22 protein-coding genes and 2 pseudogenes are annotated in these 22,088 nt (G+C 69.7%); 8 read left to right on the top strand and 16 right to left on the bottom strand.

Annotated elements, in window-relative coordinates:
• Window positions 1-2 precede the first annotated feature (2 nt).
• The 3 genes from OG386_RS44820 to ppsA are packed head-to-tail and all read right to left on the bottom strand — an operon-like array spanning window position 3 to window position 3,459.
• A complete protein-coding gene (locus OG386_RS44820) occupies window positions 3-506 on the bottom strand; it encodes a flavodoxin domain-containing protein (RefSeq protein WP_328792992.1) in 504 nt (167 codons plus the stop codon).
• Complete coding sequence (locus OG386_RS44815) at window positions 503-961, bottom strand: Hsp20/alpha crystallin family protein (RefSeq protein ID WP_328792991.1); 459 nt, start codon at window positions 959-961, stop codon at window positions 503-505. The genes OG386_RS44820 and OG386_RS44815 overlap by 4 nt, the downstream gene beginning before the upstream one ends.
• A gap of 56 nt (window positions 962-1,017) precedes the next feature.
• Window positions 1,018-3,459 (bottom strand): phosphoenolpyruvate synthase, encoded by a 2,442-nt coding sequence (ppsA, locus tag OG386_RS44810; protein ID WP_328792990.1) that lies wholly within the window; start codon window positions 3,457-3,459, stop codon window positions 1,018-1,020.
• 316 nt (window positions 3,460-3,775) lie between these two features.
• Between ppsA and OG386_RS44805 the strand changes: the two are divergent.
• Window positions 3,776-5,116 (top strand): annotated as a pseudogene (locus OG386_RS44805) (nicotinate phosphoribosyltransferase).
• Between the two features lie 14 nt (window positions 5,117-5,130).
• Here OG386_RS44805 and OG386_RS44800 read toward each other — a convergent pair.
• From OG386_RS44800 to OG386_RS44790, 3 genes and pseudogenes are all read right to left on the bottom strand, one after another.
• Window positions 5,131-7,534: pseudogene (locus tag OG386_RS44800) on the bottom strand (glycoside hydrolase family 65 protein).
• Window positions 7,531-8,292 (bottom strand): HAD family hydrolase, encoded by a 762-nt coding sequence (locus OG386_RS44795; protein ID WP_326747008.1) that lies wholly within the window; start codon window positions 8,290-8,292, stop codon window positions 7,531-7,533. Before OG386_RS44795 ends, OG386_RS44800 begins: the two are co-directional and overlap by 4 nt.
• On the bottom strand, window positions 8,289-8,969 hold the full coding sequence (locus OG386_RS44790) for a helix-turn-helix domain-containing protein (RefSeq protein WP_326747009.1): 681 nt from the start codon (window positions 8,967-8,969) through the stop codon (window positions 8,289-8,291). The genes OG386_RS44795 and OG386_RS44790 overlap by 4 nt, the downstream gene beginning before the upstream one ends.
• A 424-nt stretch (window positions 8,970-9,393) precedes the next feature.
• Here OG386_RS44790 and OG386_RS44785 point away from each other — a divergent pair, with 424 nt between their 5' ends.
• The 3 genes from OG386_RS44785 (at window position 9,394) to OG386_RS44775 (ending at window position 12,050) form a co-directional block, all read left to right on the top strand.
• The gene (locus OG386_RS44785) at window positions 9,394-10,821 is read left to right on the top strand and encodes an MBL fold metallo-hydrolase (protein WP_328792989.1); all 1,428 of its coding nucleotides are present in this window, start codon (window positions 9,394-9,396) and stop codon (window positions 10,819-10,821) included.
• 104 nt (window positions 10,822-10,925) lie between these two features.
• On the top strand, window positions 10,926-11,387 hold the full coding sequence (locus tag OG386_RS44780) for a Crp/Fnr family transcriptional regulator (protein WP_202203272.1): 462 nt from the start codon (window positions 10,926-10,928) through the stop codon (window positions 11,385-11,387).
• Between the two features lie 9 nt (window positions 11,388-11,396).
• Window positions 11,397-12,050, top strand: coding sequence for a CBS domain-containing protein (locus tag OG386_RS44775; protein ID WP_053613062.1), 654 nt, complete (start codon window positions 11,397-11,399; stop codon window positions 12,048-12,050).
• A 14-nt stretch (window positions 12,051-12,064) separates the two neighbouring features.
• On the opposite strand, the gene OG386_RS44770 is transcribed toward OG386_RS44775, so the two are convergent.
• The 7 genes from OG386_RS44770 to OG386_RS44740 form a co-directional block, all read right to left on the bottom strand.
• Entirely contained in the window at window positions 12,065-12,886 is an 822-nt protein-coding gene (locus OG386_RS44770) for an ABC transporter permease subunit (RefSeq protein ID WP_328792988.1), read from the bottom strand.
• Complete coding sequence (locus OG386_RS44765; RefSeq protein ID WP_328792987.1) at window positions 12,883-13,794, bottom strand: ABC transporter ATP-binding protein; 912 nt, start codon at window positions 13,792-13,794, stop codon at window positions 12,883-12,885. The genes OG386_RS44770 and OG386_RS44765 overlap by 4 nt, the downstream gene beginning before the upstream one ends.
• A gap of 458 nt (window positions 13,795-14,252) precedes the next feature.
• On the bottom strand, window positions 14,253-14,975 hold the full coding sequence (locus tag OG386_RS44760; RefSeq protein WP_328792986.1) for a hypothetical protein: 723 nt from the start codon (window positions 14,973-14,975) through the stop codon (window positions 14,253-14,255).
• A 367-nt stretch (window positions 14,976-15,342) separates the two neighbouring features.
• Window positions 15,343-15,813 (bottom strand): STAS domain-containing protein, encoded by a 471-nt coding sequence (locus OG386_RS44755; RefSeq protein WP_328792985.1) that lies wholly within the window; start codon window positions 15,811-15,813, stop codon window positions 15,343-15,345.
• A gap of 129 nt (window positions 15,814-15,942) precedes the next feature.
• Entirely contained in the window at window positions 15,943-16,386 is a 444-nt protein-coding gene (locus OG386_RS44750) for a DUF2267 domain-containing protein (protein WP_328792984.1), read from the bottom strand.
• Window positions 16,387-16,440: 54 nt separating this feature from the next.
• The gene (locus OG386_RS44745) at window positions 16,441-16,833 is read right to left on the bottom strand and encodes a DUF2267 domain-containing protein (protein WP_326747016.1); all 393 of its coding nucleotides are present in this window, start codon (window positions 16,831-16,833) and stop codon (window positions 16,441-16,443) included.
• 80 nt (window positions 16,834-16,913) lie between these two features.
• A complete protein-coding gene (locus OG386_RS44740) occupies window positions 16,914-17,348 on the bottom strand; it encodes an Hsp20/alpha crystallin family protein (protein ID WP_328792983.1) in 435 nt (144 codons plus the stop codon).
• A gap of 128 nt (window positions 17,349-17,476) precedes the next feature.
• On the opposite strand from OG386_RS44740, the gene OG386_RS44735 reads away from it, so the two are divergent.
• Both OG386_RS44735 and OG386_RS44730 read left to right on the top strand, forming a co-directional pair.
• On the top strand, window positions 17,477-18,148 hold the full coding sequence (locus OG386_RS44735) for an HSP18 transcriptional regulator (RefSeq protein WP_326747018.1): 672 nt from the start codon (window positions 17,477-17,479) through the stop codon (window positions 18,146-18,148).
• Between the two features lie 579 nt (window positions 18,149-18,727).
• A complete protein-coding gene (locus OG386_RS44730; protein WP_326747019.1) occupies window positions 18,728-19,003 on the top strand; it encodes an isoamylase early set domain-containing protein in 276 nt (91 codons plus the stop codon).
• Window positions 19,004-19,304: 301 nt separating this feature from the next.
• On the opposite strand, the gene OG386_RS44725 is transcribed toward OG386_RS44730, so the two are convergent.
• Complete coding sequence (locus tag OG386_RS44725; RefSeq protein ID WP_326747020.1) at window positions 19,305-19,637, bottom strand: hypothetical protein; 333 nt, start codon at window positions 19,635-19,637, stop codon at window positions 19,305-19,307.
• Between the two features lie 168 nt (window positions 19,638-19,805).
• On the opposite strand from OG386_RS44725, the gene OG386_RS44720 reads away from it, so the two are divergent.
• Window positions 19,806-20,297: a CBS domain-containing protein gene (locus OG386_RS44720; protein ID WP_326747021.1), complete on the top strand. Its 492-nt coding sequence runs from the start codon at window positions 19,806-19,808 to the stop codon at window positions 20,295-20,297.
• Window positions 20,298-20,306: 9 nt separating this feature from the next.
• On the opposite strand, the gene OG386_RS44715 is transcribed toward OG386_RS44720, so the two are convergent.
• Window positions 20,307-20,777, bottom strand: coding sequence for a pyridoxamine 5'-phosphate oxidase family protein (locus tag OG386_RS44715; protein ID WP_326747022.1), 471 nt, complete (start codon window positions 20,775-20,777; stop codon window positions 20,307-20,309).
• Between the two features lie 175 nt (window positions 20,778-20,952).
• Here OG386_RS44715 and OG386_RS44710 point away from each other — a divergent pair, with 175 nt between their 5' ends.
• Window positions 20,953-21,417 carry a Crp/Fnr family transcriptional regulator gene (locus tag OG386_RS44710; RefSeq protein WP_326747023.1) on the top strand — a complete coding sequence of 155 codons (465 nt, stop codon included), beginning with the start codon at window positions 20,953-20,955 and terminating at the stop codon, window positions 21,415-21,417.
• 456 nt (window positions 21,418-21,873) lie between these two features.
• Here the strand turns inward: OG386_RS44710 and OG386_RS44705 are convergent, their stop codons facing one another.
• A complete protein-coding gene (locus OG386_RS44705; RefSeq protein ID WP_328792982.1) occupies window positions 21,874-22,086 on the bottom strand; it encodes a DUF1918 domain-containing protein in 213 nt (70 codons plus the stop codon).
• Window positions 22,087-22,088 lie beyond the last annotated feature (2 nt).

Below are 22,088 nucleotides of genomic sequence, written 5' to 3'. Positions count from 1 at the left end.
GCTCAGTGGGGAGCGGCGAGTTCGGCGCTGATGTGGTGGGCCCATGTCCGGATCCGCTCGGGATTGCGGAAGTCTCCTCCCTTGCCCGCGCGGACCATGGCCCGGGCGATGAACCCGGGCGTACTGGCGGTGACACTGCCGCCGAAGGTGATGTGCTCGCGTGCGCCGAGGCGCTCCATCTCCCGGGCCACCGCAGGCACCGGCGCGATGTCGTGCTGCTCGGCGGAACTGTCCACGGGGCCGCTGCTGAACAGGTAGACCGGGCGGTGCTGAAGGTAGTGCTCGTTGCGTTCGGCGCAGCGCTTGGCCTTGCCGCTCCAGTGCCCGGCGTACAGGGCGCCGCCGAGCACCACTGCGTCGTACCCGCGTACGTCGTCCACGTCGTCGGCGGGGACCACGACGGCGTCGAGGCCGTCCTCACGCAGGGTCCTGCCGATCTCGGACGCGATTCCGGCGGTCGCACCGTGCTTGGTGCCGTAGGCGACCAGGACGCGCTTGGACGTCATGACGAGTCTCCCCTGCCGTCCCCCGTGGTGCGCTTGACGGGGATGCTGCGCCTGGACTCCTCGGGCGAGGCCGGCATGAGCACGCGCACGGTGAGGATGCCGTCCTCATACGCTGCCTCGACTTCGTCGGAGGGGATCGGCCCGGGCAGGCGCACAACTCTCTGGAAGGAGCCGTAGCGGAACTCCGAGTGATCCTTCTCCTCCTTGCTCTCGGTGTGCTCGGCGCTGACGGTGAGGGTGTCCCCCTCAACCGTGATCTGGATGTCCTTGTCGGGGTCCATCCCGGGAAGTTCGGCGCGCAGCGTGTACTGCCCCTCCTTGTTGGTCACCTCGATCGGGATCGGGAAGGTGTCGAACGACGACCGCCACAGCGGGAACCGTGGGAATTCGGTGCCGAACCAGTCCCTGAAATCGGGGATCGGGCTGCGCCTGCGCTCCAGGTGCGTTCCTGACATGGTGTGCTCCGTTCCGGCGCCCGATCAGCGCCTTCATGCGTTGCCTTCCTCCACTTTCACGAGACGGACGGCTGCTCCGCTTGGGACCATCGGGTCCCTGATGGGGCCGTTCGGCCCTCCCCGTACCGGACCGATTCGGCGGCGGCCACGTGGTGCTTGACCGCGGCGAAGCTGTCCGGGGCGACGGAGATGGAGTCGATCCCGGCCTTGACCAGGAACTCCGTGAAGGCGGGGTCGTCGCTCGGGCGCTGGCCACAGAGACCGACGGGGCGGCCCGCTGCCTGAGCACGAGGGACGAGGATCTCGATGCTCCGGGTGACCGCCGGGTTGGTCTCGTCGAAGACGTGGGCGAGGGCTTCGGAGTCGCGGTCGACACCCAGGGTGAGCTGGGTTAGGTCGTTGCTGCCGATGGAGAAACCGTCGAAGCGTTCGGCGAAGTCCTGGGCCAGGATGACGTTGGCGGGGATCTCCGCCATGACGTAGACCTTCAGCCCGTTCTCCCCACGGCGGAGGCCTTCCTCAGCCATGACACCAAGCACCCGGTCGGCCTCTTCGAGGCTGCGACAGAAGGGGATCATGACGACGACGTTGGTCAGGCCCATCTCGTCGCGGACCCTGCGCAGGGCCCGGCACTCGAGGGCGAAGCCCTCCCGGTATCCGTCGCTGTAGTAGCGGCTCGCGCCCCGCCAGCCGATCATCGGGTTGGCCTCGACCGGCTCGAACGGCCGACCGCCGACAAGGCGCGCGTACTCGTTGGTCTTGAAGTCGCTGGTCCGTACGATGACGGGGGCGGGCCACCGGGAGGCGGCGATCCGGGCGATGCCGTACGCCAGGCGATCGGTGAAGTAGCGGGTGCGGTCGAGGTATCCCTCGGTGAGCTGGTCGACGGCGCAGCGGTCGGCGGGATCCAGGCGCTCGGGGTGCAGCAGGGCCATCGGGTGGACCTTGACCTGGTGCGCCACTATGAACTCCAGCCGGGCCAGGCCGACGCCATCGGCCGGCAGGCGCCACCACCGGAAGGCGGCGGCCGGGTCAGCGAGATTGAGCATGACGTGCGTCCGGGTGGCGGGGATGTCCGCGAGGTCGGTCTCGGTCTCCTCATAGGCGAGCACCCCGTCGTAGACCTTGCCGCGTCCGCCTTCGGCACAGGAGACGGTCACCTTCTGTCCGTCGTACAGGGCCTGAGTCGCACGGCCGGTACCGACGACGGCGGGGACGCCGAGTTCGCGGCTGACGATCGCAGCGTGGGACGTGCGGCCGCCGTGGTCGGTGACGATGGCGGAGGCACACTTCATGATCGGTTCCCAGTCCGGGTCGGTGATACCGGTGACGAGCACCCCGCCGGACGGGAAGCGGTCGAGGTCGACGGGCGAGTCCATGACGACGACGGGCCCGCTGCCGATGGCCTCGCCGACAGCGATGCCGTCCACGAGAGGCGTACCTGGCACGGCCGTCAGGCGGCAGCGGCGCAGGGTGGAGGCGGCGCGGCGGGACTGAACGGTCTCGGGCCGGGCCTGCACGATCCACAGGTCGCCGGTGAGGCCGTCTTTGGCCCATTCCAGGTCCATGGGGCAGCCGTAGTGCCCTTCGACGGTCAGCGCCCAGTCGGCGAGGAGCCTCACTTCGGTGTCGTTCAGGACCCTCTGCAAGCGCTCCTCGTCGGTGGTATCAACGGTCCGCGTCAGTCCATGTTCCGCATAGACCGCCTTCCGCCGCTTCGCTCCGACACGTACGTCGATCAGCGGGTCCAGATCCGGGTCCTTCAGGCTCGGCTTGAAGACGGTGTACTCGTCGGGGTCGACCTGCCCGCTGACGACCGTCTCGCCCAGTCCGCACGCCGCGCTGATGACGATGACCTCGGGGAATCCGCTCTCCGGGTCGAGGGTGAAGATCACCCCTGCACCGGCCAGGTCCGACCGGACCATGATTTGAACACCGACCGAGAGAGCGACCTGGAGGTGGTCGAAGCCCATCCGCTCCCGGTAGTCGATGGCTCGATCGGTGTAGAGGGACGCATAGCAGCGATGCACCGACTCCAGCAATTGGGCGGTCCCGCGCACGTTCAGGTAGGTCTCCTGCTGGCCTGCGAAGCTCGCCTCCGGCAGGTCCTCGGCGGTGGCGCTGCTGCGTACGGCCACCTCGGGGTCCGCGCGGCCTTCGTCGCGCCCCAGCTGCTCGTACGCCGAGACGATCTCGGCCCGCAGCCCTGGGGGCAGCGGCTCGGCGAGGGTCATCGACCGTATCGCGGCCCCGACCTCATCGAGCGCGGCGCCCTCGTGCAGGCGCGCGATCTGTTCCTCGATCCGCCCCCGGAGTCCGTGTCCGTCCAGCAGCTCTCCGTACGCGGCGGCCGTCGTTGCGAACCCCGGAGGGACGCGCACGCCGGCATCGGCCAGGTGGGCGGTCATCTCACCCAGTGAGGCGTTCTTACCCCCGACACTGGCGACTTCCTGCCGGCCGAGTTCCGCGAACGGTATGACGCGCCGCGTGCTTGCCATGACGACCTCCGGGCTCAATAGGGGAGCGGGCGGCCGGACGGGGTTCGCAGGTCCAGCGGCTCGAGCTTGTGGGGCTGCTTCTGGCGGGACTGGATCCTGATGCGCTGCATGGTGCCCACCTCCTGGGGAAACGGAGCCCGTATCGGCATCCGGATTCCACGATCACACCGGGAGGTGGCTGCACCCCAGTGCCGAGAGGTGCAGCGGCAAGGGGCCGACCGGGCCTCACCGGGGAGGGGCCGACCGGCCCATGGCAGGCCGAGCAGGGAACCGAAGGGCTCATGCCCGACAGGCGCAGAGCGTGCAGGCTGGGGGTATGTCCGAGACGACGACCACCGACCTCTACGAGGTGACGATGGCGATGTCCTACCTGCGAGAGGTCATGCTCGCGTCGGCCACCTTCAGCCTGTTCGTCCGGGATCTGCCGCCCGGCCGGGGATTCCTCGTCTCCGCCGGGCTGTAGCCGTCCCTGGACTACCTGTCCCACTTCCGGGTGAGCGCGGATGACGTCCGCGACTTCGCCGTCGCGCTCCACAGACCGCCCGAGGAAGTGTCCGGCCTACTCGGCCTGCGCTTTGACGGGGAAGTCCACGCGATTCCGGAGGGCCACCTCGTTTTCGCCGGGGAGCCCCTGCTGGAGGTCACCTCCCCGCTCCCCCAGCTCGTCGAGACGTATCTGCTCAGCCAGATCTTCCACCAGACCGCCGTCGCCTCGAAGGCGGCCCGTTGCGTGATCGCCGCGGAGGGCCGGCCCCTGGTGGACTTCTCTCTGCGCCGCGACCACGGCCCCCAGGCCGGGCTGCAGGCCGCCCGGCTCTCCGCCATGGTCGGTTTCACCGCGACCAGCAATGTTGCCGCCGCCACCCGATACGGCATCCCCGCCGCCGGAACCATGGCTCACTCCTACATCGAGTGCTTCCCTAGCGAAGAGGACGCCTTCCGGGCCTTCGCCCGCACCCATCCGGGCCCGCTGACGTTCCTCGTCGACACCTATGACACCGCACGCGGCGTCGCAATCGCCGGCCGTGTTCTCGCCGAGCTCCGGCGAGGGCCGGGCTGCGCGATCCGGCTCGACAGCGGCGATCTGGGTGAGCTCGCCAAACGTTCACGCCAGCTGCTCGACGCGGCAGGGCTGACCGACGTACGCATCATCGCCAGCGGCGGTCTGGACGAATACTCCGTCGCCGAACTCGTGCGCACTCGGGCACCGATCGACGTCTTCGCGGTCGGAACCCGGGTGGGCGTCGCCGCCGATGCTCCCTACTTGGACGCGGCGTACAAGTTGGTCCAGTACGACGGACGCCCGGTGATGAAGCTGTCCTCCGCGAAGGTCACCGCCCCGGCTCCCAAGCAGGTGTTCCGCGGCCCCGGCTGCGCGGATGTGATCGGTCTGTCCGGCGAACAACCGCCTGACGGTAAGGTGCCCCTGCTCCGTACGGTGATGCGGGACGGCCGCCGGACCGGCCTTCCCGACACCCTCGCCTCGGCCAGAGCCCGCTTCGAGGCTGACCTCGTGGATCTGCCGGAGGCAGCACGCCTCATCCATGGCCCCGAGAGCCCTGTGCTCATAGGTTCCCCACGGTTGGAGGCCCTGACCTCGGAGGTGAGGGACCGCCTCGAAGCGACATCGGCCGTCCCCGGAGACAGGAGCCGCTGAACGGGATCCGCTGGTCAGCCGACTTCCATGCGGAACCACCGCTGCCGACCGGGGGCCACGGTCGCGGCCCGTCCACCGGGCAGGTACAGCGGAAGGGGAGGGGCCGTGGGGGAGAAGGGAACAGTGATACCCAGCCTGCCGGGGACGAGCCGGATGCGAATGCCACGGTGCCCCAGGCAGTCGACGGTGAAGGAACACCGTGGCACCTCCCGGAGTGGGACGGGGTCGATGCGCAGTCCGTCGGGGCCGACCTCGAGCCCCACGATGCCCCGTTCGATGAGGTCGAGAGTGCCGGCCATGGCTCCGAGGTGGATGCCTTCACCGGTCGTGCCGCCCTGGATGTCCACCACGTCACCGAGCAGGGCTTCTTCGCAGTACCGCCAGGCGTCGGGGCCCTTGTGGCGGGCCAGGACCCAGCCGTGGACGAGGCTGCTGAGCGTCGATCCGTGACTCGTGCGCTGCGAGTAGTACGAGACGGTTGCGTGCCAGAGGTCGTCGTCGAGCTCGTAGCCGAGCCGGGCGAAGATGTCGTGCAGCTCGTCGGGGCGGAAGAGGTAGCCGAGCATGAGGGTGTCGGCCTGCTTCGACGCCTGGTAGCGGTTGACCGTGTCGCCTTCGGATTCCAGGATCCGGTCAAGGCGGCGGATGTCCGTGTACCGCTTGCGGTAGCCGTCCCAGTCCAGCTCGGCCAGATCTCCGTAGCCTTCGAACTGGCTGATGACATTGCCGTGCCACGGGACGTAGAGGCGGCGGGAGACGTCCTCCCAGCGGTTCAGCACCTCCGCATCGAGGCCGAGTTGCTGCTCGAACTGGCTCATGCGCGTCCGCGGCAGCTCTGCCGCCAGGTCGAGTCCACGGGCCAGCACCCATGCGGCGGTCACGTTCGTGTAGGCATTGTCGTCGACCCCGGGTGTGGCCGCCCCGGGGTAGGCGTCGTGGTACTCGTCCGGGCCCATGATCCCGCAGATCCGGTAGCGCTGCCGGTCCGCGTCGTACTCGGCGACCGCGCCCCAGTATCGGGCGATGCTCAGGAGCAGTTCGGCGCCGGGGCCGTACCGGAACCCTGCGTCACCGGTGCTCTGCGCGTATCGCCAGGCGTTCCAGGCTATGGCGGAACCGACATGGCGCTGGAGGTGGGAGTGGTCCGGCAGCCAGCGTCCGGAGCGTGGGTTGAGGTGTAGTGTCTGCGTCTCCTCTCGCCCTGAACTGGCACTCTGCCAAGGGAACATCGCGCCCGGGCTGCCAGCTCCCTGTGCTGCGGCGAGGGCTGCGGGGAGGCGCCGGTGACGGTACATGAGTACGGCGCGTGCGACCTCGGGAAAGTGCAGGGTGAGGTAGGGCATGACGAACAGCTCGTCCCAGAAGACGTGGCCCCGGTATGCCTCTCCGTGCAGGCCCCTGGCGGGTACTCCGGCGTCGAGCTCCGCCGTGTGCGGGGAGAGGGTCTGCAGGACGTGGAAGGCGTGGAGGCGCAGGATCCGGCCGGCCTCACCGGGCACCTTGACTTCGCCTCGGCTCCAGAGGTTTGCCCAGGCTGCCGTGTGGCCGGCGAGCGCGGTCGCGAAGCCTGGTGCGTGCGTGACGTGTTCGACCGCAGACGCGAGCGGATCTCCCGCCGGCCGGTCCAACGAGCTGTAGAGAGCTGCCGACTTGAGAACGACGACAGGGTGACCACGGGAGATCGGCAACCGGAAGGTCTGCGCCGTCGCCACCTCTGTGCAGCTCAGGCTCACTGCTGTCAGGGGCCGGGAGGACGTGCGTACCGCGATACCGATACGGATGCGGGACGATGTGGTCTCGCAGGAGAGCCGGGCGATGCCGTCCGCTCCGACGCCCGCACGGTGGCTGCCTGAGGTGATGTCCGTCAAGGGCCCGGTACCGCGCGACCCCGGCATTGGTGACGTCACCGTCGAGAACGGACTGGATCTCGACGGTTCCGCGCCATCCGAACGCGCGAAAGGTGCTCTGCTGGGCCGCGAAATGGGGATCCGCCATGTGAACCAGCCGGGTGTGGGTGACGCCGAGCCGGCGGCCGTGGCCGTCCTGGAAGAGCATGCGGCGGGTGAGGGTCCCCGCGTGCAGGTCCAGCACGACGTGATGGTGGCGCAGGCTCGGATCGTCGGGAGTGAGCCACTCCCCCGCCGGACCGTCCTCCGGCAGGCAGCGGTAGCGCACCCGGGTCCAGTCGGGGAGGTTGACCATGTCCTCGTTGCCGACCTGCCTGCCCGCAACCTGTGAACGGAGCCAGTTGTAGCAGCCCGCCGCGTAGGTGCCGGGATAGTGAACCGCGTCGGCAGGTGATTCGGGTGCGGCTCCGCGCGTAGCGAACCGGCCGTTGCCGAGTGTGCACAGAGCTTCGACCACCTGCTCCGTCTTCGGGTCGTAGCGGTCGAAAGTCCAGGTCCACGCGGTGTTCACGGCTGCGCTCCGGCAACGGTGTCCACGACGGCGGTGAGGTCAGGGAGCACGACATGCGCGCCGCGAGCACGGAGGTTCGCTGCGGCAGACGTGCCGCCGGTCCGGTCGAGTCCGATCACCAGGCCGAAGTGCTCGCGTCGGCCTGCCTCCACCCCTGCCAGGGAGTCTTCGACCATGGCCGCGTCGACGGGGTCCACGCGCAGCCGGCGTACCGCTTCGAGGAACAGGGCGGGGTCCGGCTTGCCCGCCAGGTTCACCTGGTCGGCATCCGACCCGTCTACGAGCACGTCGAAGAGGGGGGCGATTCGGGCCGACTCCAGCAGAGGGCGGGCATGTCTGGATGCGGAGACGGCGGCGCATCGCATCCCCTGGGCGCGCAGCGCTCCGAGTGCGGGCCGGACCTCGTCGAACGTCTCGACGGCTCCGTCCTTGAGCGCTTCCGTGAACGCGTGCTCCTTTCGGGCGGCGACCGCCCATACTGTGCCGCACCCCGGCGGATCCGTGGCCCCACCCCGCGGCAGGTCTGTGCCGCGCGCGGTCAGAAGGGCGAGAGCTCCATCGAGACGGGGTCTCCCGTCCACCAGCTCCCGATACTCCCGCTCGGCGTCGAAGGGAAGCTGCCCCGGAGGGCCGGTGCCGGCCGTCGCCCAGGCGTCGAGGCAGCCGTCGAAAGCGGACTTCCACGCCACGGCGTGCAGCGCAGCAGAGTCTAGGAGGACCCCATCGGTGTCCAGGACGACGGCTCGAAACGGGCTCACGGCCTGATCACCCTGCGTCCGGTGATCCGGATCGCGGTGACCTTCATCCAATGGGTCCTCGGGCCGCCGGCCCAGGGCAGGGAGTACGCGACTGCGTCAAGCCGACCGAGCTCCTCCGCGTCAGTGACGCCTCCCGCCTCGCCTACGACCATGACGCTCCAGCCCAGGCGCGTGGCGTCGTCGATGTGGTCGACCTCGAAGGCCACCTCGGTGCCGGCGGCCCGCGCGAGCACCGCGTCACCCGAGGTCCGGAATGCGATGTCGCGGCCCGCCACCACGTAGTTGACCGGGAATATCGCCGGACCCTCCGGGGTGAAGACAGCGACCCTGCCCACGCCGTGCGTGGACAGCAGTCGTCGGCACTCGCCGTCGGACAACTCGACCAGCTTGGCATCCCGCACGGCCGTGCCTCTGCCTGGCGGGTACTCCGTCGTCGCGCCGGAGAGTTCCGCGGCGGTCGTCCCGAGCGCGTCGGCGAGTCGCAGAAGGGAGCCGATCGCCGGCGCTGCCGCGTGTTCCTCCAGGTAGGTGATGTACGCGCCGTCAGCGCCGCAGCGCTCACCCAGTTCGTCCCGGGTGAGGCCGAGTTCCTCACGGTGCATGGCGATCCGCCGCCCGAGGTCAGTACGTCCGGCCGGCGCCTCTGTGGCGCCCGGCCCGTGCTGGGTTCTCCTCATTGTCTTCACGTCCTCTCGGTGTCAGGGCTGGGTGGCCGGAACCGTGGCAATGTGTGCCGGAGCTGTGGAGACCGGCGGTCACGATGGGTGCCGGGCCGATACGTCCCGTGCCGAGGATCCTGACCGAATTCACCTCGGGCACGTCGCCTTCGGCGATGCTCTCGTCGAGGCCGCGGACGGTGACGGCGTCGGCACGGACGATCGCGCCGACTGCGTCTGTCCGGGCCCTGGAAGGCGAGTGTCTTCACGACGCTCCCCTCTTCCCTTGCATACGTTAAGGAGGTTGCACCGCCAGGCTGAACCGGGCTCGACCGCCTACGCATGGGCCGGTCGGTCCCCTGCGTGGGCCTGTCGGCCCCCTGTCGGCCCTTACACACGGTGCAATGGTGAGAACCGGATCCCCTTACCGAAGGGAGGGCGGGTCATGTCCGAGACAGCCCCGCGCCCCGCTACCGCCTCGCCCAGACCTGCACTCCTCCGGTTGCTCGGTGCGGTACGCACGGTCACCGGCAGCAAGTTCCTCGTCGAGAGCGACCACGCCCGCATCCTGGTCGACTGCGGGCTCTTCCAGGGTTTCGCGGACCTGCGCCGTCGCAACTGGGACAAGCCCGGCTTCGACGCCTCCGACCTCCGCGCCGTGGTCGTGACCCATGCTCACCTGGACCACTGCGGCTATCTGCCGCGCCTGGTCCGGCACGGCTTCCGTGGTCCGATCCTCTGCACCCCCGGTACGGCCCGCCTCGCCGAGATCGTGCTCCGCGACAGTGCCCGCCTCCAGATGGAGGCCGCCGAGCACGCCAACAGTCACGGCTGGTCCAAGCACCGCCCCGCCAAGCCGCTCTACGACGACTCGGACGTCGAGAACACGTTGAAGTTCTTCGACCCGGTCGAGGTCGGCAGCGAGATCGAGATCATGGCCGGAACGAAGCTGACGCTGCACCACGGCGGACACATCCTCGGCTCAGCCTGGGCCCACCTCACGCTGGAGGACGGCCACACCCTGGCCGTCAGTGGCGACCTTGGTCGTCCCGGGCACCCCCTGCTGCTGCCCCCGGAGCCGTTCACCGGCGCCGACGTGCTGCTGATGGAGTCCACCTACGGCGACCGCCGCCACGACCACGAGACGGCACGGCGCGAGTTCGCTGCCGTGATCACCCGAACGCTGTCGCGAGGAGGAACCGTCGTCATCCCGGCATTCGCGATCGACCGAACCGAGGTCGTCCTGCACGAGCTGGCCGAGCTGCGCGGCGACGGCACGCTGCCCCGCCACGTGCCCGTCTACGTGGACAGCCCCATGGCCCTGGCCGCCTTGGACGTGTACCGCGACGCCCTGCGGTCCCGCGCTCCCGAACTGCGGCCCGAGATCCTGGCCCAGGGCGAGGCGGTGTTCAGCCCGGAGCCCTTCCTGGCCGCCCGTACCGTCCAGGAGTCCATCGACATCAACAGCACCACAGGCCCCGCGGTCATCGTCTCCTCCGCCGGCATGGCCACCGGAGGCCGGGTCCTGCACCACCTGCACCGGCTGCTGCCCGACCCCCGCAACGCCGTCGTGATCGTCGGCTTCGCCGCGGCCGGCACTCGGGCGCGTGACCTCGTCGACGGAGTCCGCACCCTCAAGATGTTCGGCGAGTACGTTCCCGTACGCGCCGAGGTGGCCGACGTACCCCACTTCTCCGCCCACGCGGACGCCGACCAGATCATCGACTGGCTGCGCGACGCCCCGCCCCCACACACCACCTACCTCGTCCATGGCGAGGAGACCGCCGCCGAGACCCTCCGAGACCGCATCGACCACGAGCTGGGATGGACGGCCGTCGTACCCAAATCCGGCGAGGCCGTCCTGGTCCGCTGACCCGGGCCGTATGGGCCCTGCGGTATGCACCGCGAGGCCCTCCCGCACCCCAAGAGACCGGCACGACCCTGAAGGGGAACGGTTGGAGGCACACCATGACCGCCATGACCACTCTCCTCGACGAGATGGAACCCGAAGCACGCCAGGCTCTGCTCGCCCACGCCCACCGCGTGGACATCCCCGCCGGAACCCGCATCTTCAAGGAACGGCAGCGGGCCGACCGCTTCTGGATCATCGAGAACGGCACCGTCGACCTCGACCTGCACGTCCCCGGCCACAAGGCCGCCGTCGTCGACACCCTCGGTTCAGGAGAGCTCCTCGGCTGGTCATGGATGGTCCCGCCCTACTCCTGGCACCTCGGCGCCGTCACCACCCACCCCGTTCGGGCGCTCGAATTCGACGCCGAGGCCGTACGGAAGCTCTGCGACGAGAACGCCGCCGTGGGCCGTTGCATATCGACCGCTGTCGCCGCAGTCATCGCCCGTCGCCTCGACTCGGCCCGTACCCGGATCCTCGACCTGTTCGCGCCCCACCACAGCGACATGCCGCTCGCCTACGCCCGCTGAGGACCAGCCATGACCTCCACCCCGTACACCGTCAACGACGTCATGACGAAGACCGTCGTCACCGTCACCGCCGCCGCCGAATTCAAGGAGATCGCCACCGCGATGGAGCGCTGGAAGGTCACCGCGGTCCCGGTCATCGAAGGCGAAGGCCATGTCGTCGGCGTCGTCTCCGAAGCCGACCTCCTCACCAAGGAGGAGTTCCACGAACACGGACCGAGCCTCATCGAGCAGATGCGCCGCCTCGGCGACACCGCGAAGGCCGGATCGGTCCGCGCCGAGCAGTTGATGACCACACCCGCCGTCACGATCCGCCCCGACGCCACGCTCCCCCAGGCCGCCCGCCTGATGGCCGACCGCCACATCAAACGGCTTCCAGTCGTCGACGCCGACGGCACCCTCCTCGGCATCGTCAGCCGCGCCGACCTCCTGAAGGTCTTCCTCCGCGCCGACGACGACCTGGCCGCCGAGGTCCGCCGCGAGGTCGTCGACCGTCTCTTCCCCCTCTCGCACCGTGACATCACGGTCGACGTCACGCACGGGATCGTCACCCTGTCGGGAAGGACCCGCGACCCCCACCTCATCCCCGTGGCCACGCGCCTCGCCCGGGCCGTCGAAGGTGTGGTCGGCGTGCACTGCCGGCTCGAAGGCCCCGCCTCGGCGTAAGCGCCATGTCAGCCTTACGGGGCCAGGTCCCGCTTCATCAGCAACGCGTGGCCGAGAACGAGCCCCACGACTCCGACCCCGACCAGAACTCCCAGCTGCGGCCACAGCACATGTCCCTGTGCCAGTGCGTCACCCGGTGTGTAGTAGTGGAAGGGGCTGATGAACCGCAGGGGCGCCGCCTTCGACCAGGCCAGCGCGATGAAGTTCACCGCGAAGCCGACCGCCCCGATGGCGATCGTCGCACCGATCACCTGCGCGCGTCGGCTCCCCCAGGCCGACACGGCCAGGGCCGGTCCGGCCAGGCACAGCCCGAAGCCGCACCCCATCAGCCCCGCCGCGAAGACACCGCTCAGCGGCACGTCCCGGTGGATGTCCGGGGACAACCAGACGCCTGCCGCCACCGTCAGCGTCGCTGCGGCGTTGAGGGCGAGGGCGGCGATCACCACGGCGGCGGTCCGCTCGGCGAGGAGCCGGTTGCGGCTCACGGGGCGCACCACGATGAGCTCGATCGTCCCGGATTCCACGTCGGCCGCCACCGCGGCCGCGGCCAGCGCCCCTATAGCGGTCAGCTGCATGGCGATCCAGAAGGGATGCACCAATCCGGCCCCGAGGAGCCCTGGATAGCTGGCGATCGATACGTCTCCGCCCGAGCCGCTGAACGCACGGTACGCCGACGGAGGGCCCTTCCCGCCCGCAGAGAAGAGCTGCCCGGGCGCGATCGTGTTCGCCACCACCACGATCAGGGCCTCGAAGGCGACCATCCCCACCATGAGGGCCACCAGCATCCGCCGACGCCGGTGCAGTGCCAGCCACAGCAGGGGCCACCGCGTCTTCACGGCGCGGCCTCCTCCGCCTTGCCGTTGCGGTACAGATCCAGGAACGCCTCGTCCAGACCCGCCTCCTCCACGATGACGTCGGCCACCCCCAAGGCCAGCAGCTCACGCAGTGCTTCCACCACCTCGCTCGGGGGTACGAGGAGCTCCACCCGGTCGCCCTCCCAGCGGGGCGCCCACTGTTCCGCGCGCCCCAAAGGGCGCATCCCCTTCCCGTCAGCGAAGGCCAGACGAATCCGCCGCGCCCGCGCCTCCCGGAGGGCGGCCACGCTCTCCACGGTTACCAGGCGCCCTTCCCGGACGATCGCCACGCGTCCGCAGGCCCGCTGCACCTCCGGCAGCACGTGGCTGGACAACAGCACCGTGCGGCCGTCGGCCGCTGCCTGCTCCATCAAGTCGAAGAACGTTTCCTGGACCAGAGGATCCAGCCCCTCGGTCGGCTCGTCCAGGACCACCAGCTGGGGATCGTGCTGCAGCGCCTGCACCAGGCCCAGTTTCTGCTTCATGCCGCGCGAGTACCCGCCCACCGTGCGCCGCAGGACCGCGGGCGTCAGCCCCAGCCGCTCGCACAGCTCAGCTCGCCTCGTGCAGGGCCGGCCTTGGAGTGAACACAGGAGGTCGAGGGTCTGCGCCCCGGTGAGCTCCGGGTACAGCCGCAGCTCACCCGGGAGATAGCCGAGTTCCCGAGCCACCCGGCGGTGATCGGCGAGCGGGTCCATCCCCAGCACCCGGACGTGTCCGGCGGTTGGGCGCAGCAAACCCGTCAGGCACCTGAGCGTGGTGGTCTTGCCCGCCCCGTTGGGCCCGAGGAAGCCGAACACCTCGCCCCGACCGATGCCGAGCGTGAGTTCCTCCACCCCGACCACGGCCCCGTATCGCTTGGTCAGTCCCCTGAGCTCAATCGCATCCATGGCACCCACCCCACCAGTCTGTGCCCTGGCCCAGGCCGACGCGCAGCGAGCAGGGAGCCTCCCCGGGACAGCGCCGAAAATCCCCCCAGGGGTACTAATGCGTTGCCGGCGGCATGCGCCAGCGCATGAACAACGCCGACGAAACCCAGCGCCCCCATGACCGAGGAAAAACTCGAAAGCTCATCCTCACCCTCGCCTGACCGGCACCCGGAAGACACCCGTGCCGTTCTGCGCCACGGCTCGGGTGTCACGCGGGCCTCCGCCGGGCGCAGCGCATGGCCCGGACTCCGGCGGAGGTCGCATACGGGGCCGTGCTCCAAGAGTCCGCCCAACGGGTCGACCGCACGTCGGCCTGCGGTTGTCACCACCTGCCACCTGGTCGCATGTCGGCCTGCGCATCGTCTGCCGTCTCTACGAGATGAGCGGATGCGCTGCACGACGGAGTCGACGTAGCCGCTTCAGTCGGACGGCAGCCGGCGGACGCGAGCGCCGAACACACGCCACCGCCGCTCATTGTCGCGCACAAGCGTTGCCGATTCCGCGAGGAGGTCCGCCGCCCGGTCGAGCAGCTCGGACGCCGAGAAGAGGTATGCAGGGGCGTTCCGCTGGGACCCCAGGTCAGCTCGCAGCGCCGCGGGAGAGAACTTGACCCGATCCAACAAGTCAATGGAGCGGCGCAGCAGATGGGCAACCAGCGCCAGCAACCCCGCCGACTGCCAGTCGTTGGCGACGATGCGGTGCCGCTCCCCGAGCAGATCGGCAAGCACTGGATAGGCAGCCAAGAGGCCGACGGCCTCCCATGCCTGCTCCATCGCGTGCGCCAGCCAGATTCCGGTCTGCTCACTGTCTTCCGCGATTTCCCTGACATCCCGCTTCAGCCGCTGAAGCTCGACGGGCTCGTCCGCCCCTTCCATGAAGAGGATCCCCGACTCCGCGACAAGTCCGGGGGCATTCAGATCCTCCGCACCTGCGAACGGATTCCGTGCCGACTCACCGACGTCGGTCACACTCCATCTGTCCGCCAGCGACTTCAGCGCCCGGGACCGCGCCTGAAGCTCGCCCGCCTGCCGCAGCGGAGCCTGTGCGTAGAACTGCTCGTGTTCGCGATGGAACCGGGCTAGGTTGACGATCACCTGCAACAACGGTTCAGGAGGGATGGACGTCGTCTGCTCCTCGGGCATGCGAGAAGTGTCCGCCCGAAGCGGCGCCCACCGGTTGACAACACGCCCCCCTCGTCGCGGACCGAGACCAGCGAGGCCACCACCGCAGTCGCCGAATCTCCCCCTGCCGGTGCAGAGCCAACCGCAGCGGAGCCCATCGGCCCCCGGCGTCGCAGCAGCCGTCGCGGCTCCCTCACCAGGAGCGCAGGCCGCTCTACGGGCGGAGCCGAACCCATCCGGGAGGCGAACCGGGCATGGCACACCCCGTTGAGCACCACACGACGGGCAAAGAGCGCAGCACGTCGGTGCTGGATGTACGGGGCCTGGTGTGCGACACCCGGCAGAGCACGGCTGCGGCTGTAACCCGAACGCCGGGCCGGGTGCGCTCTCAATCACGGGCTGCTGAACTTCCGGTCTGAGGCCGTGATGCGGCAGGGTTCCGGCCTGCCGTGCTTTCACCGACCCGTACCCGCGCCCCCGCGGTGCGACGGGCTGAGGCGCATGCCTGCAGGCCACGGCGCAGGATGCTGGTGGGTGCACAGCGCGGGTTTCCGTTGATGTCGGCGGGCGGGTACAGGCTGTCGAGCAGGTCCAGGAGGCGGCGGGGCTGTGGCTGCCAGTTGTCGGCGAAGAACGCGATGCCGCGTCCGTCGAGACGGCGGACGAATTCGAGGAGGCCGCGCAAGCCGGTGACGTCGATGAACCTCAGGCTCCGCATGTCGCAGGCCACCATCACGACACCGTCGTCGAGGGCGGCCTGCGTCTCGTCGAGAGCAGACCGGGTGTCGAGGTCGAGCTCACCGGCGGGGGTGAGGTGCACGATCGGCCCGTAGCGCCTGATCGGCATGCGGAAGTCCATGTCGTCTCACCTCGCCCTGATCGGCTGGTTCGGTGCACGCCTGACGCATACGGCCCGGCGCGGCCGCGTCGATAGTCCCGCTGCCCCGAAACCGTCCGCAAGCCGGTCCCGGGGAGCTCGGAGGCCGGGTCAGGCGGCGTGCTGGGGCTGGCACAGTTCTGCCTGGCCGAAGAGGAGGGCGTAGCCGCCGGGAAGCTGCTGGAGGATGCGGGTGAGGAGGTCGGGCCCGGCGAGGCGGGCGACGACGGCGAGTACGGCTCCCGTGTCCCAGCGGGCGATGGCGGGGGTGGCACCGGATCGTGCGGCCATGTCTTTGACGAAACCCCAGCCGGTGAGGTGCTCGGTGTCGGGAATCTGAGCGGTCAGGGCGAGGGCGGCCTCGGCGGGCAGGGCCTGGGCAAGGTCGACGCGTTCATTGCCGGTGACCTGCCGACCGAGGGCGACCAGGACGGTACGGACGGCTTCCTCGGCGCGTTCCCGGGTGGGGTAGGCGCCTTCGTAGCGCACGCGTTCCAGCATCTGGTCGAACGTCATGGCCACGGCGGACGGGTTCGGTCGAGGCTGGTCGTACATGGTGCAGCGGCTTTCTCGTGAAGGGCCCGCCATTCGGGCGGGCGGTGTCGGGGATCAGGTGGGCCGGTGGCCGAAGAGGAGGTCGTAGCCGGGCGGGAGCTGCAGCAGAACCTCGTGCAGGAGGGCGTCTCCCGCCGCTGCAGCCACGGTGGAGAGGACCGCGCCGATGTCCCACAGGGCCGTCTTCTCGGTGGCGCCTTCGATCCAGGCCGCAGTCGCGCGGACGAAGCGTTCGGGGGAAAGTGGTTCCGCGGCCTGCAGGGGGTTGAGCAGGATCAGAGCGTACGTCTCGGGGAGGCGTGCGGCGAGTTCGGCCCGCACGTTGCCCACCAAGTGGGCACCGAGCAGGGCCATGACGACGCGGGCCGTGCGTTCCGCCTCTTCCCGGGTCTGGTACTCGCCGCCTTCCTGGACGTGGTCGAGGAACGCCTCCTGGCGCATCGGCATCACGTCACCTCCAAGGGAGCGTGTGTGTGCGGAGGACGGGTACCGGAGGGAGGGGTTCCCGTCCTCCGCGGTACGGCGGTTCAGCCGGAGATCTGCTTGCGGCCGGACTCGCCGCCGATGGCGATCTTCCGCGGCTTGGCGCGCTCGGCGATCGGGATGCGCAGGGTCAGGACACCCGCGTCGTAGTCGGCTTCGATGTGCTCGGTGTCGAGGGTGTCGGCCAGCATGACCTGGCGGGAGAAGACACCCAGGGGCCGCTCTGAAAGCTCCATCTGCACGCTGTCACCGCTCGCCGCGGGCCTGCGCTCGGCCTTCACGGTCAGCATGTTCCGCTCGACGTCGATGTCGATCGCCTCGGTGCTCACGCCGGGGAGGTCGAAGGCGATCACGTACGCGTCGCCCTCGCGGTAGGCGTCCATCGGCATCACGGTCGGCTTGGACCAGGTCCCGGTCGTACCGGACAGCTGCTGGAAGATCCGGTCCATCTCGCGGAACGGGTCGGTGCGCATCAGCATCGCGAAACACCTCCAGTTGGTTCAGGCAGGAACTGCCCATGCGCTTCAACGTGGTCTCGTTGTAGCATGTCATCGGAACGATGACATGCAAGGAGTCATCTGGAGGATGACATGCGACGCAGAGTGCCATGAACGAGGCCGTCGAGCCGCCGGCACCGGTTCCCTTCCTCGCCGCGGCCGCGGCGCTGGAGGCCATCGACCGGGCCCTCAAGGACGCGCAGGGATCAAACGCGGGATCACCGAGGACTACGACGGCAGCGTCCGAGCCGGACTCGGGCCCACACCCGGCCCTGGCCGCGCTGCTGATGCTGCGCGAGATTCGCGAGCAGCTCTCCGGCTGGGAGAGCGGCCTGATCGAAACCGCCCGCGGCCGGGGGGCCAGCTGGGCCGACCTCGCCTGCCCCCTCGGCGTCGCCGGCCGACAGGCCGCCGAACGGCGCTACCTGCGCCTGCGGCCCGGCAGGGACGGCAGCACCGGCGAGGAACGCGTCCAGGCCACCCGCGACACCCGCGCGGCAGAGCGCAGCGTGAACGCCTGGGCCCGCGACAACGCGGCCGACCTTCGCCGCCTCGCCGGCCAGATCACCGCACTCACCAGCCTTCCGGGCGGCGCCGAGACTGCCATCGGAGACCTGAACCTGGCCCTCGCCGACGGCGACGCCGCCCGCCTCGTTCGCCCCCTGACCGACACCCGGCCCCATCTGAGACCCGAGGACGCCGCCCTCGCCGAACGCCTCGACGCCCTCACCCGCCACACCGACCAGCTCCGCCAGGACACCCACGACCAGCGCAGCACGTGACCCGCACCCCGAGCCACCTCACCAGCCGACGTGCGCGGCAGCCGGCGAGCGCTGAGCCCCGGGCTGCCGTCTTCTCGGCCATTTCGTTTCGGTGTCGCATTCCGGCGCCGGACATGACAGAGCTCGGCCGGGTGGCTACCTCCCGGCCGAGCCCTGCGTGCGTGGGGTCCAGCGTGGCTCAGAAGTGTTCCTCCGGCAGGTCGCGCTTGTCTCGGAGCTGCTCTTCCTCGCGGCGGTGCTCGCGTTCCGGGTCCTCACCGCGCTTCCTCCGGGAGGACTGGGCGGTCCCAGGATGGACCGGGTCCCGGCCGGGGCGGCGCATGGCTTCCGTCTACTCGCGCCCCAGGCCGGGTTTCCGGCGCTTGTCGTGCATTCCGCCCATGACCCTGCGGCTCCTCAATGCTTGGGATTTCCTCCCGTCCACGCTCACACGCACTGTCACCGATCGCATCATTTCAATGGCAGATCGTGGCGGACGGGTGATGCCCGCAAAGGAGCGGCACGCGTCGAGAGGCGCAGGGCTGGGCGGGCCCCGAGGATGAATGCGGCCCCTTATCCCCGCTGTGAGGAGTTCCTTCCATGCTGGAGCGAAAGCCGCGCAAGAACCGCACCGAGGTCACTTTCGTCCTGCCCGCCGATTCCCCGCCCGGCCCGGTCAGCGTGGTCGGCGACTTCAACGACTGGCAGCCCGGCGCCCATACGCTGGCGCCGCGCCGTGACGGCACCCGGGCCGTGACCGTTGCCCTGCCCGAAGGCAGTGAGCACTCCTTCCGCTACCTGGCCGCCGGTGACTACTGGTTCGACGAAGAGGGCGCCGACGGCCACGACGGCATCAACAGCCGCCTGCACACCTGAACGGCCCAGCGGATGTGACCGGCGGCCGCGGGTTCGCGTCGGAGGTACCGACGCGTGTCCCGGCCCCGCCATCTGGGGCCGGATCCGTGTGACGGCCCTGCCTACCGTGCCCGGCGGCAAGGGCCGTCGTTCGCGTTCAGGTCCCCGCAGGCAGTCCGACCCCAGGCAAATGCAGGCCGCGCCTGCGCGACGCTCAAGATCATGCATCCAGGACCGACAGGAGCCTGCCGTGGAATCTCCCCACGGTCCATGGCCGGCCCTGGCCAGGCATGCGCGGTCAAGCCGGCTCATCGACGTGCGCTCATCCGGCGGCGTGAGCCGGCACCTCGTCCTTTCCACGGTGAACCGCGGGGGTGAGCGGCCACGGCGCGAAGGGGACAGGTCCCCTGGTGCGCACGGCCTCCACCGCGCACTGTTGTACCGAGTGAGCCTCCTCGGAGGACGGGCAGGGCACAGGACTGCCGACCAGCGTGCACCACTTCGACGCGCCCGCGTACTGGACGGCAACATGTGCCTGCCCTGCGTCCCAGGTGGTGCGGACCGTCAGTTCCCCGGTGAGGGATCCCGCTTCGGCGGTGAGCACCCCGCCGGAGCCGGTGAACACCCCTGGGGTGGTCCATGTTGTGGAGGCCATGTCAGATCACCTCGGAACAGGTCGGTCTGTCCTCATGTCATGGTCTGCCGCCGGGGCGGAGCAGCACAGGGCCATGCGGTCCCACAACGGGGGTCCGCTCGGCCCTCGCCGACTCCGGCACCCCGTCCTACGGTCAACCACATGGATCCAGTGGGAAGGAGCCGGACGATGAACGTGTCCGCGTACATGTCCGCCCCCGCCGTGTCCGTCAACGCCACCACGACGATCGGGGAGGCGGCCCGATGCATGGACCTCCACGGCGTCGGCTGCTTGGTCGTGACGGAGGGAACAGTATTGCGCGGCATTGTCACCGACCGTGACATCGCAGTGCGCGCCGTGGCCGGAGAGTTCGACCGCGATGATCCTGTGGGAGCGGTCATGACCGCTCCGGCTGTCACCGTCGATGCCGCCCAGGACATCCACGCGGCGTACCAGACGTTCCGCAACAGCGGCGTCCGGCGCCTGCCTGTCCTGGACGGGCGGCGAGTCGTGGGCATGCTGACCGTGGACGACCTGCTCATGGACGTCTTCCGCAGGGTGGCGGACCTGCTCGGCCCGGTCGCCTGGAGCGTCCTCGAGGAGCCCCCCGGCCCCCGGGACGAGATCGGCCCGCGCGCACGAAAGCAAGGAAAGAGCCCGCCCGCTTCTCGCGGATCCTGATCGGGGCAGCTACGAATTGACTGCCCGGAGCGTGAAGCCGGTGACCACGCCCGGTCTGATCCGAACGGCATCTGATGACGGTGCGTCAGCCCAGGACTTGAGGCGCTGCGCATAGCGGTTCAGCTCGGTCGGGTCGGTGACGGCGCTGGCATAGCCGGTGGCCACCACGCTCCAGCCCAGACGGGTGTCAGGGTCGATGGCGTCGGCCTCGTAGGCCACGACGACGTCCGGACTGTCCGGGGCCGTGAGCAGGGCCGCCAGTGTCGAGCCGTCCTGAACGCGGACGATGATGTCGCCGTCGTCAAGGAGATGGTTAACCGGGCGCACGGCAGGCAGAGCATGGCGGGTGAACACGATGCGGCCCAGTCCGACGGTTCCGAGCAGCCGGAGCGCTTCCTCGGTGCCGATCTCTTCCGTTCGTCTCCGGAGCGTAGGGCCGGCAGGAGCGACGGCGGCGCTGCCGACCGGGCGGTTCTCCATCGTTGGCACCCTCCGTCCATGGGACCGGGGCGGGGTCGCGGTGTGCTCTCCAGCGTCCCCGTTCCCGACGCGCCCAGGCATAGGCCGTTCGGTCCCTGCCTGGGCCCACAGGACCCATACCCCGGGCAGACCCACTCGCCAAAACTGGATATGGACCCGAATCAGGAGGCCGTTCATGAGCACTCCTTCTCCCATCCGCATCAATGCCGCGCTGCCGGCCGACTGCCGTTCGCGCTTGATGGAGTTCGCCCGCGAGGTCAACCTCGACGAGGGGACCCGCCTCTTCCACGAGGGGGGTCGTGCGGACCGGTTCTGGATCGTCCGGTCGGGCACCGTGACCCTGGACGTGCACGTTCCCGGTCGACGCGCGGCTGTCATCGAGACCCTCGGGGCCGGGGAGCTGGTCGGCTGCTCGTGGCTGTTCAAGCCCTACATGTGGCGCCTCGGCGCCGAGGCGATGACACCGGTCCGTGCCTACGAGTTCGACGCGGTGGAGGTCCGCTCCCTGATGGATTCCGATACCGCGTTCGGCTCGGCCCTGGGCCATTGGGTCGGGCAGGTCCTCGCCCACCGGCTACAAGCCGCTCGGATCCGCCTGCTCGACCTGTACGCGCCCTACGGCAGCGGCAGTTTCCTCTGACCCGCGCCCACAAGGGTCGGCCTCCCACCTGCCGGTGGTTGTCACGCCGTCGGCAAACTCAGCGTCACCACTCAACACGGGTCCCCGACCCGCCGGTAGGCGGTGGGCTGATCTTCATGCTTCCACCGAGCCTTTCGGCCCGTTCCGCGAGATTCCGCAGACCGCTGCGTCGGCCGCCTTCGGGAAGGCCGACGCCATTGCCGGTCACCGGGTGTGAGACTGGTGAGTTCGCATGTTCCCCATGCTCCTCACCGACCCCGGCCCGGACGCCCGCCGCGCCATCCACGTCCGCGCCCGAGCGCTGACCATCTGGCTCGGAGACCTGCTCATCACCCCCACCACCGCACCCCGCTCGAACGCTGCCTCTCCCAGGACGGGTGACCGCCGGCCGCGGCCCGGCCGGCAGCCCCCGCCGGATCTCAGATCTCGCCCTCGTCGTCCTCGACGACGTCCGGGTCATGGAAGGGCAGCAGGCCCTGGCCGGGACCGCTGGATCACTGTGGTACGACCCGTGTCGGACCAGCGTACGTGGTAGGGCGGGGTGCCATCTTCATGGTGCAGGGCGATGACTTCGCCGTCGCGACCTGGCCTTCCGGCGGTGGGGCCGCCCACGACGATCTGGTCGCCCACCTCGGCGTTCACGCCGGTTCCCGGTACGTACGTCTTCATGA

Source organism: Streptomyces sp. NBC_00273 (assembly GCF_036178145.1).
GTDB lineage: Bacteria > Actinomycetota > Actinomycetes > Streptomycetales > Streptomycetaceae > Streptomyces.
This window is presented reverse-complemented; position numbering and strand designations above follow the sequence as displayed.

Coding starts and splice junctions, on each gene's coding strand:
- OG386_RS44740 (WP_328792983.1), bottom strand. CDS start 17,348: ATGCTGATGCGCACCGACCCGTTCCGCGAGATGGACCGGATCTTCCAG.
- OG386_RS44760 (WP_328792986.1), bottom strand. CDS start 14,975: ATGCCCGAGGAGCAGACGACGTCCATCCCTCCTGAACCGTTGTTGCAG.
- OG386_RS44710 (WP_326747023.1), top strand. CDS start 20,953: ATGAGCACTCCTTCTCCCATCCGCATCAATGCCGCGCTGCCGGCCGAC.
- OG386_RS44750 (WP_328792984.1), bottom strand. CDS start 16,386: ATGTACGACCAGCCTCGACCGAACCCGTCCGCCGTGGCCATGACGTTC.
- OG386_RS44715 (WP_326747022.1), bottom strand. CDS start 20,777: ATGGAGAACCGCCCGGTCGGCAGCGCCGCCGTCGCTCCTGCCGGCCCT.
- OG386_RS44745 (WP_326747016.1), bottom strand. CDS start 16,833: ATGCCGATGCGCCAGGAGGCGTTCCTCGACCACGTCCAGGAAGGCGGC.
- OG386_RS44815 (WP_328792991.1), bottom strand. CDS start 961: ATGTCAGGAACGCACCTGGAGCGCAGGCGCAGCCCGATCCCCGATTTC.
- OG386_RS44720 (WP_326747021.1), top strand. CDS start 19,806: ATGAACGTGTCCGCGTACATGTCCGCCCCCGCCGTGTCCGTCAACGCC.
- OG386_RS44780 (WP_202203272.1), top strand. CDS start 10,926: ATGACCACTCTCCTCGACGAGATGGAACCCGAAGCACGCCAGGCTCTG.
- OG386_RS44785 (WP_328792989.1), top strand. CDS start 9,394: ATGTCCGAGACAGCCCCGCGCCCCGCTACCGCCTCGCCCAGACCTGCA.
- OG386_RS44735 (WP_326747018.1), top strand. CDS start 17,477: ATGAACGAGGCCGTCGAGCCGCCGGCACCGGTTCCCTTCCTCGCCGCG.
- OG386_RS44755 (WP_328792985.1), bottom strand. CDS start 15,813: ATGGACTTCCGCATGCCGATCAGGCGCTACGGGCCGATCGTGCACCTC.
- OG386_RS44820 (WP_328792992.1), bottom strand. CDS start 506: ATGACGTCCAAGCGCGTCCTGGTCGCCTACGGCACCAAGCACGGTGCG.
- OG386_RS44790 (WP_326747009.1), bottom strand. CDS start 8,969: ATGAGGAGAACCCAGCACGGGCCGGGCGCCACAGAGGCGCCGGCCGGA.
- OG386_RS44730 (WP_326747019.1), top strand. CDS start 18,728: ATGCTGGAGCGAAAGCCGCGCAAGAACCGCACCGAGGTCACTTTCGTC.
- OG386_RS44765 (WP_328792987.1), bottom strand. CDS start 13,794: ATGGATGCGATTGAGCTCAGGGGACTGACCAAGCGATACGGGGCCGTG.
- OG386_RS44725 (WP_326747020.1), bottom strand. CDS start 19,637: ATGGCCTCCACAACATGGACCACCCCAGGGGTGTTCACCGGCTCCGGC.
- ppsA (WP_328792990.1), bottom strand. CDS start 3,459: ATGGCAAGCACGCGGCGCGTCATACCGTTCGCGGAACTCGGCCGGCAG.
- OG386_RS44775 (WP_053613062.1), top strand. CDS start 11,397: ATGACCTCCACCCCGTACACCGTCAACGACGTCATGACGAAGACCGTC.
- OG386_RS44705 (WP_328792982.1), bottom strand. CDS start 22,086: ATGAAGACGTACGTACCGGGAACCGGCGTGAACGCCGAGGTGGGCGAC.